The sequence below is a fragment of the Burkholderia paludis genome, assembly GCF_000732615.1.
GTDB classification, from domain to species: Bacteria; Pseudomonadota; Gammaproteobacteria; order Burkholderiales; family Burkholderiaceae; genus Burkholderia; species Burkholderia paludis.
This window is the reverse complement of sequence record NZ_JPGL01000026.1, coordinates 23,139-38,981: the sequence shown is the minus strand read 5'-3', so window position 1 is coordinate 38,981 and position 15,843 is coordinate 23,139. Positions and strand designations below refer to the sequence as shown.

12 protein-coding genes are annotated in these 15,843 nt (G+C 68.3%); 9 read left to right on the top strand and 3 right to left on the bottom strand.

Features of this window, described 5'->3' with window-relative positions; genetic code table 11:
* Positions 1 to 6: 6 nt before the first annotated feature.
* Both betB and betI read right to left on the bottom strand, forming a co-directional pair.
* Positions 7 to 1,476 carry a betaine-aldehyde dehydrogenase gene (gene betB / locus GQ56_RS0117515; protein ID WP_031399894.1) on the bottom strand — a complete coding sequence of 490 codons (1,470 nt, stop codon included), beginning with the start codon at positions 1,474 to 1,476 and terminating at the stop codon, positions 7 to 9.
* Positions 1,477 to 1,508: 32 nt separating this feature from the next.
* Positions 1,509 to 2,093 (bottom strand): transcriptional regulator BetI, encoded by a 585-nt coding sequence (gene betI, locus GQ56_RS0117510; protein ID WP_031399893.1) that lies wholly within the window; start codon positions 2,091 to 2,093, stop codon positions 1,509 to 1,511.
* A 721-nt stretch (positions 2,094 to 2,814) separates the two neighbouring features.
* On the opposite strand from betI, the gene GQ56_RS0117505 reads away from it, so the two are divergent.
* The 8 genes from GQ56_RS0117505 to fdhA all read left to right on the top strand — a co-directional run bounded on the left by GQ56_RS0117505 (position 2,815) and on the right by fdhA (position 12,710).
* A complete protein-coding gene (locus GQ56_RS0117505) occupies positions 2,815 to 3,720 on the top strand; it encodes an alpha/beta fold hydrolase (RefSeq protein ID WP_031399892.1) in 906 nt (301 codons plus the stop codon).
* Positions 3,721 to 3,796: 76 nt separating this feature from the next.
* Positions 3,797 to 4,366, top strand: a complete 570-nt coding sequence (locus tag GQ56_RS0117500; protein WP_031399891.1) for a methyltransferase family protein — start codon at positions 3,797 to 3,799, stop codon at positions 4,364 to 4,366.
* Positions 4,367 to 4,382: 16 nt separating this feature from the next.
* Complete coding sequence (locus tag GQ56_RS0117495; RefSeq protein ID WP_031399890.1) at positions 4,383 to 5,666, top strand: glycosyltransferase; 1,284 nt, start codon at positions 4,383 to 4,385, stop codon at positions 5,664 to 5,666.
* Positions 5,663 to 7,258: a DHA2 family efflux MFS transporter permease subunit gene (locus GQ56_RS0117490; RefSeq protein WP_031399889.1), complete on the top strand. Its 1,596-nt coding sequence runs from the start codon at positions 5,663 to 5,665 to the stop codon at positions 7,256 to 7,258. The genes GQ56_RS0117495 and GQ56_RS0117490 overlap by 4 nt, the downstream gene beginning before the upstream one ends.
* 10 nt (positions 7,259 to 7,268) lie before the next feature.
* A complete protein-coding gene (locus tag GQ56_RS0117485; RefSeq protein ID WP_031399888.1) occupies positions 7,269 to 8,207 on the top strand; it encodes a glycosyltransferase family 2 protein in 939 nt (312 codons plus the stop codon).
* Between the two features lie 8 nt (positions 8,208 to 8,215).
* Complete coding sequence (locus GQ56_RS0117480) at positions 8,216 to 10,078, top strand: efflux transporter outer membrane subunit (RefSeq protein WP_031399887.1); 1,863 nt, start codon at positions 8,216 to 8,218, stop codon at positions 10,076 to 10,078.
* Entirely contained in the window at positions 10,078 to 11,268 is a 1,191-nt protein-coding gene (locus GQ56_RS0117475) for an HlyD family secretion protein (protein WP_031399886.1), read from the top strand. Before GQ56_RS0117480 ends, GQ56_RS0117475 begins: the two co-directional genes overlap by 1 nt.
* A 245-nt stretch (positions 11,269 to 11,513) precedes the next feature.
* Entirely contained in the window at positions 11,514 to 12,710 is a 1,197-nt protein-coding gene (fdhA, locus tag GQ56_RS0117470) for a formaldehyde dehydrogenase, glutathione-independent (protein ID WP_031399885.1), read from the top strand.
* A gap of 375 nt (positions 12,711 to 13,085) precedes the next feature.
* Here the strand turns inward: fdhA and GQ56_RS0117465 are convergent, their stop codons facing one another.
* On the bottom strand, positions 13,086 to 14,111 hold the full coding sequence (locus tag GQ56_RS0117465; protein WP_031399884.1) for a GlxA family transcriptional regulator: 1,026 nt from the start codon (positions 14,109 to 14,111) through the stop codon (positions 13,086 to 13,088).
* 448 nt (positions 14,112 to 14,559) lie between these two features.
* Here GQ56_RS0117465 and GQ56_RS0117460 point away from each other — a divergent pair, with 448 nt between their 5' ends.
* The gene (locus GQ56_RS0117460) at positions 14,560 to 15,834 is read left to right on the top strand and encodes a serine hydroxymethyltransferase (protein ID WP_031399883.1); all 1,275 of its coding nucleotides are present in this window, start codon (positions 14,560 to 14,562) and stop codon (positions 15,832 to 15,834) included.
* Positions 15,835 to 15,843 lie beyond the last annotated feature (9 nt).

Genomic DNA, 15,843 nt, shown 5'->3' with positions numbered 1-15,843 from the left:
TGATTCTCAAAACACCGGGTTGTAGTGGCCGAGCTCGACCTGCACCGACTTGATCCGAGTGTAGTGCTCGAGCGTCGTGATGCCGTTCTCGCGTCCGACACCGGATTGCTTGTATCCGCCAACCGGCATTTCGGCCGGCGATTCGCCCCACGTGTTGATCCAGCAGATGCCGGCTTCGAGGCGATGGATCGTGCGGTGCGCGCGCGACAGGTTCTCGGTCACGACGCCGGCTGCCAGGCCGTAGTGCGTGTCGTTCGCGCGGGCGATCACTTCGTCCTCCGATTCGAATTCGAGGAGGCTCATCACCGGCCCGAAGATTTCCTCGCGGACGATCTTCATGTCGTCGCGGCAATCGCCGAACACGGTCGGCGCGACGTACTGGCCGCCGCCGAAATGGCCGTCGGTCAGGCGCGTGCCGCCCGCGAGCAGCTTCGCGCCTTCGGCCTTGCCGCTCTCGATGAAGCCGAGCACCTTGTCGAGCTGCGCGGCCGACACGAGCGGGCCGAAGTTGGTATCGGCATCGGTCGGCTTGCCGACGCGGATGCGCTTCACGCGTTCGAGCACCTTCTGCGTGAACGCGTCCTTGACCGAGCGGTGCACGAACACGCGCGTGCCGTTGGTGCAGACCTGGCCCGAGCTGAAGAAGTTGGCGGTCACGGCGATATCGGCCGCGCGGTCGAGATCCGCATCGTCGAACACGATCAGCGGCGACTTGCCGCCGAGTTCCATCGTCACTTCCTTCAGCGACGATGCGCCGGCCAGCGACATCACTTTCTTGCCCGTTTCGACGCCGCCCGTGAACGACACCTTCGCGATGTCCGGGTGGCCGGTGAGCAGCGCGCCGACCGAGCCGTCGCCCTGCACGACGTTGAACACGCCGGCCGGTACGCCGGCTTCCGTATAGATTTCCGCGAGCTTCAGCGCGGTGAGCGGCGTGACTTCGCTCGGCTTGAACACCATCGCGTTGCCGGCCGCGAGCGCGGGCGCCGTCTTCCAGCACGCGATCTGGATCGGGTAGTTCCATGCGCCGATGCCCGCGCACACGCCGAGCGGCTCGCGGCGCGTATAGACGAACGACTCGGCGCGCAGCGGCACCTGCAGCCCTTCGATGGCGGTGGCGAGGCCTGCGTAGTACTCGATCACGTCCGCGCCGGTGACGATGTCGACCGCGAGCGTCTCCGCGATCGGCTTGCCGGTGTCGCGCGTTTCCAGCGCCGCGAGTGCATCGTTGCGCTCGCGCAGCAGGTCGACCGCGCGGCGCAGGATGCGCGAGCGCTGCATCGCGGTCATCGCCGCCCATTCGCGCTGGCCTTCGCGGGCGGACGCGACCGCACGGTCGACGTCGGCCGCGCTCGCCTGCTGCACCTGCGCGAGCAGTTCGCCGGTGGCGGGATCGAAGGTGTCGAAAGTCTTGCCGCTCGTGGCGTCGACGTAACCGCCGTCGATGTAGAGGCGCTGCAAACCGAATACGGACATGAGGATCTCCTTGAGGGCGACTGCGCGACGCGTCAGGCGGACGCGAGCAGCAGGTCGATGTAATCGTGGGCGAGCTTCAACGCAGCCCGGGTGTCGATCGGGCTGCCGGCGAGCGCGCCGCGCAGCCACAGGCCATCGATCAGCGCGGCGAGGCCGCCGGCGGCTTCACGCGCCTTCGTGCGCGGCAGCGCCTTCGCGAATTCGGCGCACAGGTTCGAATGGAGGCGCCGCGTGTTGACGTGCTGCAGGCGCTTGAGCATCGGGTCGTGCATGCTCTGCGACCAGAACGCGAGCCACGTCTTCATCACGGGCGCGCTGACCTGCGTGTCGTCGAAGTTCGCGGCGGCGATCGCGCGCAGCCGCGAGCGCGGATCCTTGCGCGCCGCCGCGCGACGGCGCGTGGTGGCCTGCCACAGATCGCGCAGCACGTGCCGCATCGTCGCTTCGAGCAGGCCGTCCTTGTCGCCGAAGTAATGGCTGACGATGCCCGTCGAGATCTTCGCGCGCTGCGCGACCGACGCGAGCGTCGTGCCGGACAGCCCCGCCTCGTCGATCGAACGCAGCGTGGCGTCGATCAACTGCGCGCGGCGAATCTCCCGCATTCCGACTTTCGGCATCGCGACTCCCTTCGCCCGGACGGGCCGTCCATGGAAGTCGAGAGCTTAGCGGTTTTTTATTGATCGTTCAATCAACAAAAAATCGGGGTCGGAGGTTGGAGGCCAACATTCGACGCGTGACGACGGCACTTTTCAGCGTGTTGTGCAGGTGCGGAAAAATAATTGAAAGATGATTAAAAATGCTGGAGTTTGTTTGAAACGCATTTTGAAGCGGGCAATCAATCGGGTTAATCGTTGCAGGCCCCGAAGCGATTACCGAATGAAAGAGTATTGAGCAATGTGAGATTCGGTGAAGCGTTGAAATCGATCCGCGAAACTGCGTCACGATTCATTCATGAAAATTCGTTTGAATCGGGTGGTGTAACTTTCTCAAGTCATTGATTTTATGTGAATTTGTTGAAAACAAACGGGGGCTCATCAGCGACTGGCAAACGATTGCGGGCACCCTCGAACGGATTCCGCCTACCATAAAAAATACGGGAATTATCTGAATTTCCCCTGTTCCCTGACAGAGTAGAGGGCATCGTTGGGATGACTTGAGTGAGTAATATTGTCCGTATTAGTATGGCCCCGCACAACGAGGAATGAATCGGTGCCGCAGTTATTGCCGCGGTGCATTGGCCAAGCCGCGCGATTCGGATTGCGCGCGAAAACCGGCGCAGTCATTGCGCACCTGCAGCATGCCGCGACGTCGATACGCCGCGCCCACCGGAGAACGACGATGCTGACCGAAAAACACGTGGTTTCGCTGCCGAATGGTCTGAAGGTCTATGTCGAACGAAACGTGTTCGACCCGTCGTTCGACACGGCGATGCTCGTCAACGGTGCGCTCGCGACGACCGCGTCGTTCGGGCAGACCGTCCAGTATCTCGGCGAGCGAATCAACACGATCTGCTTCGACCTGCCGTACGCGGGCCAGTCGCGCCAGCACAACCCGGGCTGCTTCATCCTGACGAAGGACGATGAGGCCGCGATCCTGCAGTACCTGGTCGAGCGCTTCGCGCCCGCGTACCTCGTCTCGGTGTCGTGGGGCGGCGTCGCGTCGCTGTTCGCGCTCGCGCGCGGCTGCCCGAGCGTGCGGCGCGCGGCGATCTGCTCGTTCTCGCCGTTCCTGAACGACGCGATGGTCGACTACGTGACGCGCGCCCGCGACCACATCGCGGCCGGCGAGAACCTGAAGGCCGCGCAACTCCTGAACGACACCGTCGGCCGCTACCTGCCGCGCATCATGAAGCTGTACAACTACCGGTATCTCACGCGCCTGCCGCGCGACGAGCAGGACCAGGTCGCGTTCCACGTCGACCAGATCCTGTCGCTGCAGCCCGAGCGCTATTTCAGCGAGTTCTCGAACATCGGCTGCGAGCTGCTGTTCCTGAACGGCGAGCGCGACGAATACACGACGCCCGCCGACGTGCGCCAGCTCGGCGCGCACGTGCCGCGCGCGCGCTTCGCGACGGTGCCGGACGCCGGGCATTTCCTCGACATCGAAGGCCGCGCGCAGCGCGAATGCACCCGTGCGGCGCTGCTCGACTTTTTCTGCGACGGGTCGCCGGCCGCGGCCGGCATTGCCTTCGCCGCCGCCGCGCAGGCGTGCGCGCCCGCGGCGCTGCCCATGCTGTCGTCGTGACGCCGCGTGCCGCGCGTCCGGCATGGCCGGCGCGCGCGGCGCATCCGAATTCCCATCCACACGAGGCAGGCCAGCCGTGAATATCGTTCAGACCATCGCCATCGTCGTTCCGTGGGCCGCGTGGCTCGCCTACTGGATCGCCACTTCGCAGGGCGTGAAGGCAACCGTGCGCAAGGAGGCGTCGCGCTCGCGCACGCTGCAGTCGATTCCGCTGATCGTCGGCGGCGCGCTGATCATCCTGCCCGATCCGTCGTGGCAGGCGCTCGTGCCCGACTGGCAGCGCTTCGGGCTGCAGACGCAGTGCGGGCTCGCGGTGCTGGTGGCCGGCCTGCTGTTCTCGGTGTGGGCGCGGCTGCATCTCGGCGCGAACTGGAGCGTGTCGGTCACGCTGAAGGACGACCATGAGCTCATCCGCACCGGGCCCTACGCGCTCGTGCGGCATCCGATCTACACCGGCTGCCTGATCGCGCTGGCCGGCGCCGCGCTGATCGGCGCCGAATGGCGCGGCGCGCTCGGCGTGCTGCTCGTGTTCGCGTCGCTCGCCTACAAGGTGCGCGTCGAGGAGAGCTGGCTGACCGGGCACTTCGGGCCGGCGTACACGCAGTACCGCCGCGAGGTCGCGGCGCTGATTCCCGGCTTCTACTGATTCCGCGAGGCGCGCGATGGCGAAGATGATCGTGACCGCGATCGGCTCGGCGGGCGACGTGCATCCGTTGCTCGGCGTCGCGCGCACGCTCGCGGCGCGCGGTCACGACGTCGTGTTCTGCACGCACGCGCCGTTCGAGGCGACCGTGCGCCGTGGCGGCTTCGCCTTCGTGCCGATCGGCACCGCGGCCGAATACGAGGCCGCGATGGCGAATCCCGCGCTGTGGGATCCGCGCACGTCGTTCCGCACGCTGTGGCAGGTGATCGCGCCGACGCTGCGGCCGCATTACGACGCGCTGCGCGCGCTGACCGACGGCGATACGGTGCTGGTCGGCACGCTGTGGGCGTTCTCCGCGCGCTTCATGCAGGAGCTGCACGGCACGCCGTACGTGTCGGTGCAGGTGTCGCCGTCGACGTTGCTGTCCGCCCATGCGCCGCCCACGCACCCGCGCCTGACGATTCCCGCACGCTGGCCGCTGCCCGTGAAGGCGGCGCTGATGACGCTGATCGAGCGGCAGGTGCTCGATCGCGCGTGCGGCCCCGCGCTCAACGCGGTGCGCCGCGATCTCGGGCTCGCTCCTGCGCGGCGCGTGCTCGGCCGCTGGCTGCATTCGACCGACGGCGTGCTGTGCCTGTTTCCCGGCTGGTTCGCGCCGCCGCAGCCGGACTGGCCGCGCAATCATCTGCAAAGCGGTTTTCCGTTGTTCAACGACATCGCGACGCCCGACGAAGATGCCGCGCTCGATGCGTTTCTCGCGGCGGGCGAGCCGCCGGTCGTGCTGACGGCCGGTTCGACGCACATCGATCATGCGGCGTATGCGCGCGCGGCGGCCGACGCGTTGCGCGCGACCGGCGCGCGCGGAATCCTGCTGACGCCGCACGACGCGGCGGCGCAGGACGACCGGTTGCTCGTGCGCCGCTTCCTGCCGATGCGCGCGCTGCTGCCGCGTTGCCGCGCGCTCGTGCATCACGGCGGGATCGGCACCGCGTCGCTCGCGTTCGAGGCCGGCGTCGTGCAGGTCGTCACGCCGTTCGCGCACGACCAGTTCGACAATGCGCAACGCGTCGCCGCGAGCGGCTGCGGGTTGCGCGTCGACGGCCCGGTGGACGGCGCGCGGCTCGGCGCGGCGCTCGCACGCGTGCTCGGCGAATCCGCATTCACGATGCACGCGGCACGCGTGCGCGCACTGCTCGCGGCCGAACGGGACGGTTGCGATGCAGCCGCCGACTTCATCGAGCGCTTCGTGCCGGCGCGCGGGCAGGCGGCCACGCGGCCCGCCGTCGCGGTGGCGGGCGCATGAGCACCGCGTCGCCGCTTCGCGACGGGTCCGCCGCGCCGTCCGCGTTCGACCCGCCGGCGCCCGCGCCGGCCGCGCAACCGGTGCGCGGCATCCGGCTCGCGCTGCTGACGTTCGCGCTGTCGCTCGCGACCTTCATCGAGGTGCTCGACTCGACCGTGACGAACGTCGCGGTGCCGGCGATCTCCGGCAGTCTCGGCGTATCGAACAGCCAGGGCACCTGGGTGATCAGCTCGTACTCGGTCGCGGCCGCGATCGCGGTGCCGCTGACGGGCTGGCTCGCGCGCCGCGTCGGCGAGTTGCGGCTGTTCGTCGGCGCGGTGCTGCTGTTCACGCTCACGTCGCTGCTGTGCGGGCTCGCGCGCGACCTGCACGTGCTGGTGATCTGCCGCGCGCTGCAGGGGCTGTTTTCGGGGCCGATGGTGCCGCTGTCGCAGACGATCCTGCTGCGCACGTTTCCGCCCGACAAGCGCACGATCGCGCTCGCGCTGTGGGCGATGACGGTGCTGCTCGCGCCGATCTTCGGGCCGGTGGTCGGCGGCTGGATCGTCGACAACTTCTCGTGGCCATGGATCTTCCTGATCAACCTGCCGATCGGGCTGTTCACGTTCGCGGTTTGCACCGCGATGCTGCGCCCCGATGCGCAACGCGGCGCCGCCGGCCCCATCGACGTGCCGGGCATCGTGCTGCTCGTGATCGGCGTCGGGTCGCTGCAGGCGATGCTCGACCTCGGCCACGATCGCGGCTGGTTCGATTCGCCGCTGATCGTCACGCTCGCGGTGGTCGCGGGGCTCTCGATCGTGTCGTTGCTGATCTGGGAGGCGGGCGAGGCGCACCCCGTCGTCGATCTCGGCCTGTTCCGGGACCGCACGTTCTCGTTCTGCGTGCTGATCATCTCGCTGGGGATGATGAGCTTTTCGGTGGTCGGCGTCGTGTTCCCGCTGTGGATGCAGGCCGTGATGGGCTACAACGCGTTTCACGCTGGGCTCGCGACCGCGTCGCTCGGCGTGCTCGCGCTGGTGTTCTCGATCCTCGTCGGGCTGCATGCGCACCGCTTCGATGCGCGCGTGCTCGCGACGTTCGGGTTCCTCGTGTTCGCGGCCGTGCTCGCATGGGACGCGCATTTCACGCTGAAGATGACCTTCGCGCAGATTGCCGCGCCGGGGCTGATCCAGGGCATCGGGCTGCCGTGCTTCTTCATTCCGCTGACCGCCGCGACGCTGTCGCGGATTCCGGACGACCGGCTCGCCGCCGCGTCGAGCCTGTCGAACTTCCTGCGCACGCTGTCGGCCGCGTTCGGCACCGCGATGAGCGTGACGCTGTGGGAGAACCGCGCGACCTATCACTACGACGTCGTGTCGCAATCGGTCACGCATGCGTCGGCGAACACGCAGCGCTTCGTGCACACGCTGAACGCAATGGGCGTGGACGGCGTGCGCGAGCTGACGACGCTGCACCAGGTCGTGATGCAGCAGGCCTACATGATGGCGACCAACGACATGTTCTGGATGGCGAGCATGACGTGTCTCGCGCTCGCGGCCATGATGTGGCTGACGCGGCCGAAGCGCGGCGCGGCGGCGTCGTTCGGGCATTGAGGAGAGGAACATGGCGACACTCGGCGCACTCGTGATCCTGTATTACCCGAGCGATGCACAGCTCGACGCACTGCGTGCATGGCGGCACGCGAGCGACGCGCTGCTCGTCGTCGACAACACGCCGCAGCCCGACGCGCGCGCGCGCGGGCTGTGCGCGCGCGAAGGCATCGCGCTGCTGCATCACGGCAATCGCGGCGGAATCGCGGGCGCGTACAACGCGGGGCTCGCGGCGCTGTTTCGCGACCGCATCGACGCCGTCGCGCTGTTCGACCAGGATTCGACGGTGCCGGCCGCGTATTTCCCGGCGATGCGCGATGTCTGCGCGCGGCTCGCCGGGCGTGCGTTCCTGGCCGGCCCGCGCATCTTCGACGAGAACGCGCGCAGCTTCCTGCCCGAGCTCTCGACCAACGGGATCGGGCTGCGCCGCCTGCGCATCGAGCCGGGCGCGCCGCTGCAGCGCTGCGCGTTCCTGATCTCGTCGGGCTGTGTCGTGTCGCGCGACGCGTTCGGCGTGCTCGGCCGCTTCGACGAGACGCTGTTCATCGATCACGTCGACACCGAATACAGCTTCCGCGCGCTGTCGCGCAACGTGCCGCTCTATGTCGTGCCGTCGCTGGTGCTGTCGCACCGGATCGGCGCGAAGCAGCGCCACGCGATCGGCCCTTTTGAAATGACGTCGATGAATCACTCGTGGCAACGGCGCTACTACAGCGCGCGCAACGCGGTGCAGCTCGGGATGCAGTACGGGCTGCGCTTTCCGGTGGCGATCGTGCCGAACCTGCTGACGCTGTGGCAGATCGTGCAGATCGCGCTCGTCGAACGGGACAAGCGCGCGAAGCTCGCCGGCATCCTGTTCGGTGTCGCGGACGGCCTGTTCGGCCGGCTCGGCCCGCTCGAGCGCACAAGGCCGCGTCTGGCCGCGCGCGCGCAGCGCATTCAGCAGGGGTGAGGGGCGCGATGCGGCGTGTGAAGAAAACGGCGGGGCCGGCGCGTGGCGGGAAGGGCGGTCCGATGATCGCCGTAGCGGCGGCGTTGCTGGCGCTGGGCGGATGCGTGCCGTCGGGTTTCCTGCCTTCGGCGGCGCTGCGCGCGCCGGCCGCCGATGCGCTCGCGCACACGGCCGGCCCCACGGCGAACGGCACATGGCCCGCGCCCGACTGGGTGAAGCAGCTCCAGGATCCCCAGCTCGATACGCTGGTGACCGAGGCGGCGCGGAACAACCCGGACCTGCAGGTCGCGCAGGCGCGGCTGCGGATCGCGCAGGCGCAGCTCCAGCAGTTCGATTCGCTGACGGGGCTGACGGGCACCGCCGGCGCGACGGTCAGCCGCGCGCGGATGCCGAAGCCGGGCGACGACGTCGCCAACGTGTCGGTCGGCGGCTATCGCGTGCCGGTCGAGATCTTCGGCGATCCGAACGTATCGCCGTCGTCGGTGTTCGTCGGGCTGAACTACCAGCTCGACCTGTGGGGCAAGAACCGCGCCGCGACGAAGAGCCTGATGTCGCTGCGCGAGGCGGCGCGGGTCGAAGCCGAGCAGGTGCGGCTCACGCTGGCGGTCGCGATCGTCACCGTGTATTGCCAGCTCGACCAGGCGTATGCGACGCAGGATCTGCTGCAGCAGAAGCTGACGGTCAGCCAGCGCGTGACGACCGTGCTGCGCGAGCGCACCGCGCGCGGGCTCGACAACGCGTACGACGCCAGCGACGCGTCGATCAGGCGCAGCAAGCTGCTCGCGCAGATCGCGCTGACCGACGAACAGATCAAGCTCGCGCAACTGCAGCTCGGCGTGCTGTCGGGCCGCGGCCCCGAGCGCGGGCTTGCGCTGCAGCGGCCGCGCGTCGGCGCATTCGCGGGCGGCGGGCTGCCCGCGCGACTGCCGGCGGGCTTGCTCGGCCGCCGGCCCGACATCGTCGCGGCGCGGCTGCGCGTCGAAGCCGCCTTCGCGAATGCTGACTCGACGCGTGCGCAGTTCTATCCGGACGTGAATCTCGTCGCGCTCGGCGGCGTGTTCGCATTGACGCCCGCGTCGCTGTTCTCGCGCGATGCGCTCGCCGGTTCGGTCGGCCCGGCGATCTCGCTGCCGGTATTCGACCGGGGCCGGCTGAAGGCGAAGCTCGGCGCGGACGTCGCGCAGGCCGACGTGGCGATCGGGATGTACAACAAGACCGTCGACGACGCGCTCGGGCAGGTCGCGCAGCTCGTCACGTCGCTGCGGACGTCGCAGACGCTCGTCGCGCAGCAGCAAGAGGCGGTTGCCGCCGCGCAGAAGATCGTGGAGATCGCAACCGACCGTCACCGGCGCGGCGTGCTGATGCAGAAGGATGTGGACGTCGCGGATCTCACGCTGATCGACGAGCGTGCACAGATGATCGCGTTGCTCGGCCGGCAGCGGACGCTGCGGGTCGGGCTGATCGGCGCGCTGGGCGGCGGGTTCGATGCGGGCACGACGGTTGCGCAGGCGCCGGCCGTGCATCGGGCGCGCAGCGGGGCGGCCGCGCGTGGCGCGTCGACCGGCGCGCCCGAACCGGCCGCGACGTTGGCCGCGCGTGCGCCGACGGCCGCGACCGCGAGCCGGCCGCCGGTGGAGCCGCCGGCCGAAGGGAACGCGGGCGGCGGGCCGGTGCCGCAGGCCGTGGCCGCCGCGAGCGCCGGATCCGTGCGGCGCGACGCCACGGCAAGCGCGCCGGTTCCCGGCACGTCGCCTCGCGGCACCCCCGTTCTCGCCCGCACGGCGGCCGCGATTCCGGTGCCGAGCCAGTCGGTCATGCCGCCGATTCCCTTGTTCCAGCACGATCGTCTGATCGTTACGCAAAGCGACTGATGCACCACGACAACCTTCATACCGCTGCGCCGCCGGCCGCGCTGAACGACCCCGCACTCGACGCGCGCCGGGCGACCCGCCGCAAGCGCTTCACCGTGTTCCTCGCGGTCGTGCTGCTGGCCGCGCTCGCGTGGATCGCCTACTGGTTTCTGAGCGACCGCTACTACGAGGACACCGACGATGCGTACGTCGCGGGCAGCATCGTGCAGGTCGCCGCGCAGATCCCGGGCGCCGTGACCGACGTGGTAGTCGCCGATACGCAGGCCGTGCGCGCCGGGCAGACGCTCGTGAAGCTCGACGACACCGAGGCGTCCGTCGCGTTCGCGCAGGCGAAGGCGCAGCTCGCGCAGGCCGTGCGGCAGGTCGCGAACGCGAGGATATCGAACGCGATGTATGTCGCGGCCGTGAACGCGCGGCAAGCCGACCTGTCGCTGGCGCAGCGCGCGCTCGCCGCACGCTCGGGCGCATCGGTCGAGATCGTCGCGCCCGAGGAACTGGCCAGGGCGCGCGCGGCGGTCGTCGGCGCACAGGCGAATCTCGCGGCCGCGCAGGCGCAGCTCGACGCGGCGCGCGCGCTCGGCAGCAAGCTGCCCGTCGCCGAAAGCCCGGCCGTCGTGCAGGCCGCCGCGCAGTTCAGGCTCGCGTACCGGAACCTGAAGCGCACGACGATCGTCGCGCCGGTCGACGGCACGATTGGTCAGCGCTCGGTGCAGGCCGGCCAGCAGGTCGGGCCCGGCGTGCCGCTGATGTCGATCGTGCAACTCGACCGGCTGTGGATCGAGGCGAATTTCAAGGAAGGGCAGATCCGCCACATGCGCATCGGGCAGCCGGTCGAGGTCGCATCGGATCTTTACGGCTCGCGCGTGACCTATCGCGGCCGCGTGCAGGGCTTCTCGGCCGGCACCGGCAGCGCGTTCTCGATGCTGCCGTCGCAGAATGCGGCCGGCAACTGGATCAAGGTCGTGCAGCGCGTGCCGGTGGTGATCGCGATCGATCCGCGCGATCTCGCCGCGCATCCGTTGCGCGTCGGGCTGTCGATGCACGCGACGGTCGACACGCACGACCGCAATGGCCACGCGCTCGACAGCGAGGCGCCGACGCCGGCCGTCAGCACGCGCGTGCATGACGGGGTGGCGAGCGAAGCGGAAGCGGCGGCTACCGCGGTCATTCGCGAGAATCAGGGCGGGTGACATCCACCGGAACGGGGCAGGGCCGGCAAGTCCGGCGATGCGTGCCCGCCTTTCAGCCTTGCAGCCTGCCCGCCGCCCACCCGACTTTCTCATTCCCGCCATCGATGTCGGCGCCGTTCAAGCGCGTGTCGCGTTTGAGACATCGGCGCCCCCGCCTCCCGGACTACTCTCGAACAGCACGTTGCGTGTGCGCCGCATGGGCCGGCGCACCGCCGCGCGATCCAACGAGACATGGAGACAATACGATGAGCAGCAATCGAGGTGTCGTCTATCTTGGGCCGGGCCAGGTCGAAGTCCAGAAAATCGATTATCCGAAGATGGTCGACCCGAGCGGCCGCGCGATCGGCCACGGCGTGATCCTGAGAGTGGTGAGCACGAACATCTGCGGGTCGGACCAGCACATGGTGCGGGGCCGCACGACCGCGCCGGTCGGCCTCGTGCTCGGTCACGAGATCACCGGCGAAGTGGTCGAGATCGGCCGCGACGTCGAGACGCTGAAGCTCGGCGATCTCGTGTCGGTGCCGTTCAACGTCGCGTGCGGTCGCTGCGCGATGTGCAAGGATACGCATACCGGCGTGTGCCTGAACGTGAACCCGGCACGCGCGGGCGGCGCATACGGTTACGTCGACATGGGTGGCTGGATCGGCGGTCAGGCCGAGTACGTGCTCGTGCCGTATGCGGATTTCAACCTGCTGAAATTCCCGGACCGCGACCAGGCCATGGCGAAGATCCGCGACCTGACCTGCCTGTCCGACATCCTGCCGACCGGCTATCACGGTGCGGTGAGCGCGGGCGTGAAGCCGGGCTCGACGGTCTATATCGCGGGCGCGGGCCCGGTCGGGATGGCGGCGGCCGCGTCGGCGCGCCTGCTCGGCGCGGCCGTGACGATCGTCGGCGACATGAACGCCGAACGCCTCGCGCATGCGAAGGCGATGGGCTTCGAGACGGTCGACCTGTCGAAGGATGCGTCGCTCGGCGAACAGATCGAGCAGATCCTCGGCGTGCCCGAGATCGACTGCGCGGTCGACTGCGTCGGCTTCGAGGCGCACGGCCACGGTTCGTCGGGCCACGCGGAGGAGGCGCCCGCCACGGTGCTGAACTCGCTGATGGAAATCACGCGACCGGCCGGCGCGATCGGCATCCCGGGCCTGTACGTGACGGACGATCCGGGCGCGAAGGACAAGGCCGCGCAGCACGGCAGCCTGAGCATCCGTTTCGGCCTCGGCTGGGCGAAGTCGCATTCGTTCTTCACGGGCCAGACGCCGGTGCTGAAGTACAACCGCAACCTGATGCAGGCGATCCTGTTCGACCGGCTGCCGATCGCGAAGATCGTCAACGTCGAGGTGATCTCGCTCGACCAGGCGCCCGAGGGCTACAAGAAGTTCGACGGCGGCGCGCCGCGCAAGTTCGTCATCGACCCGCACGGGTTGCTGGCAGCGTGATGCGTTAGCGTTCGATACGCAAGATGCGGGACGGGCGGCGCCGGAAACGGGCCGCCCGTTTTCGTTGCTGCGCCGGATCAACTCGCCGCTTGCCGCGAACGCATCGGTGAATGCGGATCAGGACAAGCAGCGAACGACTTCCACCGGAATCCAGCCGTCAGAGCCGGACGAACGGAATGAACGCGCCGAAGAGTCGGGCATGCACGCCGGCGACGGCAGCACGGCACGCGATCGCTACATGCCGCGCGATGAAGTCCGGTCTGGAAAAATGAATCTGCCGGTGAGGGTGCCTGCGAGAAAGTCTCGGCAATCCATCGCCCACGCAAAAAAAAGCGACCCGGCAGGTCGCTTTCTCACGAGAGCACGAATTGCGCTTCACGCATGGATCGCCAGCGCTGGATACGACGGGCTGCTGCTCGCCGCGCCCTGCGCCAGCGGCGCGACCTGCTTGCGGCGTTCGCGGGTCGGTGCGACGCCGAACGCGTCGCGATAGCTCTTGCTGAAGTGGCACGCCGACTGGAAGCCGCACGCCATCGTGATGTGCATGATCGACATGTCGGTCTGCAGCAGCAGTTCGCGCGCGCGGCGCAGCCGCAGCGTCAGGTAGTAGTGCGTCGGCGTCATCCCCAGATGCTCGCGGAACAGGCGTTGCAGTTGCCGCTGCGACATGTTCGCGAGTCGTGCGAGCTCCTCGCGCGACAGCGGCTCCTCGATGTTGTTCTCCATCAGCGAGATCACTTCGAACAGCGACTTGTTCGCCGAGCCGAGGCGCGCGACGAGCGGCATGCGTTGCTGCGCGCTCGTGTCGCGCACGTGTTCGACGATGAACTGCTCGGCGATCTGCGTGACGCGCGCGGTGCCCACCCGCGCGGCGATCAGGTTCAGCATCATGTCGAGCGGTGCGACGCCCCCCGTGCACGTGATGCGGTCGCGGTCGATCACGAACAGTTCCTTCAGGAAGCGCGTGTCGGGAAACTCCTCCTTCAGCGCCGACATGTTTTCCCAGTGGATCGCGCACGCGTAGCCCGCGAGCAGCCCCGATTTCGCGAGTGCATAGGTGCCCGTGCACAGGCTGCCGAGCGGGATGCCCGCACGCGCGAAGCGACGCAGCGTCGACAGGTGGGCCGGCGTGGTCGCGCGCTGCACGTCGACGCCGCCGCACACGAACACGATGTCCGGCTGCCCCACGCATTCCGCCGGGCCCGTGTCGACCGTCAGGCCGTTGCTCGCCGTGACCGGGCCGCCCTCCGGGCTGATGATCGACCAGCGGTAGAGCGGCTGGCCGCTCAGGTAGTTCGCCATCCGAAGCACCTCGATCGCATTGGTGAACGCGATCATCGTGAAATTCGGCAACGGCATGAACGCGAAGTGGGACAGCGACGCTGTGCGGTCGGGCGACATGGGGAGCGTTCCTAGAATCTCTAATAGCTTTACGCCCGGGAGGCACGGATCGGGCAGCGGTATTGTGTGAGCCAGCGCAACAAGCGTGCCATACGGCTAAACCCTAGCTCCATACGTTGTCTGGCCGAAAGCCGCATGCTGCGCTGCACCGTAATCGTGACGCGCTGCACCCCGAGCGGGCGGCAGTCGCACCGCCGGCGTGCCTGTTCACGGATGAACCGGCGGCGGCAGGTTGCTCGGTCGTCTGGAAAAGCACGACCGGTCACTTGTATAAAACGGACGCGCATGGCGGAAAAGGCAAAGAACGCGTCTAAATTCATCAATCCGCCGAAAATCCGAACGACAAGAATAGAGCCGTCGGCAGCCTTGCACGGGACGTACGGAAACCCCAGGCAGGGCGGGCCTCGAGCTTCGGTTGCAGCCCTTTATTCTTCGTCACGGACGCCCTATGTCGAACACCCAGCCTTTCTTCTCGCAGCCCCTTGCCGAGCGTGACGCGCCGGTACGCAGCGCCATCCTGAAGGAACTCGAGCGTCAGCAGTCGCAGGTCGAGCTGATCGCGTCGGAAAACATCGTGTCGCGCGCCGTGCTCGAGGCGCAGGGCTCGGTGCTGACCAACAAGTATGCGGAAGGCTATCCCGGCAAGCGCTACTACGGCGGCTGCGAATTCGCCGACGAAGTCGAGGCGCTCGCGATCGACCGCGTGAAGCAGATCTTCAACGCCGGCTACGCGAACGTGCAGCCGCACTCGGGCGCGCAGGCGAACGGCGCGGTGATGCTCGCGCTGGCGAAGCCGGGCGACACGGTGCTCGGCATGTCGCTCGATGCGGGCGGCCACCTGACGCACGGCGCGAAGCCGGCGCTGTCGGGCAAGTGGTTCAACGCGGTCCAGTACGGCGTGAACCGCGACACGCTGCTGATCGACTACGACCAGGTCGAGGAACTCGCGCACCAGCACAAGCCGAACCTGATCATCGCCGGCTTCTCGGCATACCCGCGCGCGCTCGATTTCGCGCGCTTCCGCAAGATTGCCGACAGCGTCGGCGCGAAGCTGATGGTCGACATGGCGCACATCGCCGGCGTGATCGCCGCGGGCCGCCACGCGAACCCGGTCGACCATGCGCACGTCGTCACGTCGACCACTCACAAGACGCTGCGCGGCCCGCGCGGCGGCTTCGTGCTGACCAACGACGAGGAGATCGCGAAGAAGATCAACTCGGCCGTGTTCCCCGGCTTGCAGGGCGGCCCGCTGATGCACGTGATCGCCGGCAAGGCCGTCGCGTTCGGCGAGGTGCTGCATGCGGACTTCAAGACCTACATCGACAACGTGCTCGCGAACGCGCAGGCGCTCGGCGAAGTGCTGAAGGCCGGCGGCGTCGATCTCGTCACGGGCGGCACCGACAACCACCTGCTGCTGGTCGACCTGCGCCCGAAGGGCCTGAAGGGCGCGCCGGTCGAGCAGGCGCTGGAGCGCGCGGGCATCACCTGCAACAAGAACGGCATTCCGTTCGACACCGAGAAGCCGACCGTCACGTCCGGCATCCGCCTCGGTACGCCGGCCGGCACGACGCGCGGCTTCGGCGTGGCGGAATTCCGCGAAGTGGGCCGCCTGATCCTGGAAGTGTTCGACGCGCTGCGCGCGAACCCGGAAGGCGACCACGCGACGGAGCAGCGCGTGCGCCGGGAAATCTTCGCGTTGTGCGAACGCTTCCCGATCTATTGATCCGACCGA

Excerpts from the sequence above, each read along its gene's own strand:
- GQ56_RS0117460 (WP_031399883.1), top strand. The coding sequence starts at position 14,560 with ATGTCGAACACCCAGCCTTTCTTCTCGCAGCCCCTTGCCGAGCGTGAC.
- GQ56_RS0117465 (WP_031399884.1), bottom strand. The coding sequence starts at position 14,111 with ATGTCGCCCGACCGCACAGCGTCGCTGTCCCACTTCGCGTTCATGCCG.
- GQ56_RS0117505 (WP_031399892.1), top strand. The coding sequence starts at position 2,815 with ATGCTGACCGAAAAACACGTGGTTTCGCTGCCGAATGGTCTGAAGGTC.
- fdhA (WP_031399885.1), top strand. The coding sequence starts at position 11,514 with ATGAGCAGCAATCGAGGTGTCGTCTATCTTGGGCCGGGCCAGGTCGAA.
- betB (WP_031399894.1), bottom strand. The coding sequence starts at position 1,476 with ATGTCCGTATTCGGTTTGCAGCGCCTCTACATCGACGGCGGTTACGTC.
- betI (WP_031399893.1), bottom strand. The coding sequence starts at position 2,093 with ATGCCGAAAGTCGGAATGCGGGAGATTCGCCGCGCGCAGTTGATCGAC.
- GQ56_RS0117495 (WP_031399890.1), top strand. The coding sequence starts at position 4,383 with ATGGCGAAGATGATCGTGACCGCGATCGGCTCGGCGGGCGACGTGCAT.
- GQ56_RS0117480 (WP_031399887.1), top strand. The coding sequence starts at position 8,216 with ATGCGGCGTGTGAAGAAAACGGCGGGGCCGGCGCGTGGCGGGAAGGGC.
- GQ56_RS0117490 (WP_031399889.1), top strand. The coding sequence starts at position 5,663 with ATGAGCACCGCGTCGCCGCTTCGCGACGGGTCCGCCGCGCCGTCCGCG.
- GQ56_RS0117475 (WP_031399886.1), top strand. The coding sequence starts at position 10,078 with ATGCACCACGACAACCTTCATACCGCTGCGCCGCCGGCCGCGCTGAAC.
- GQ56_RS0117485 (WP_031399888.1), top strand. The coding sequence starts at position 7,269 with ATGGCGACACTCGGCGCACTCGTGATCCTGTATTACCCGAGCGATGCA.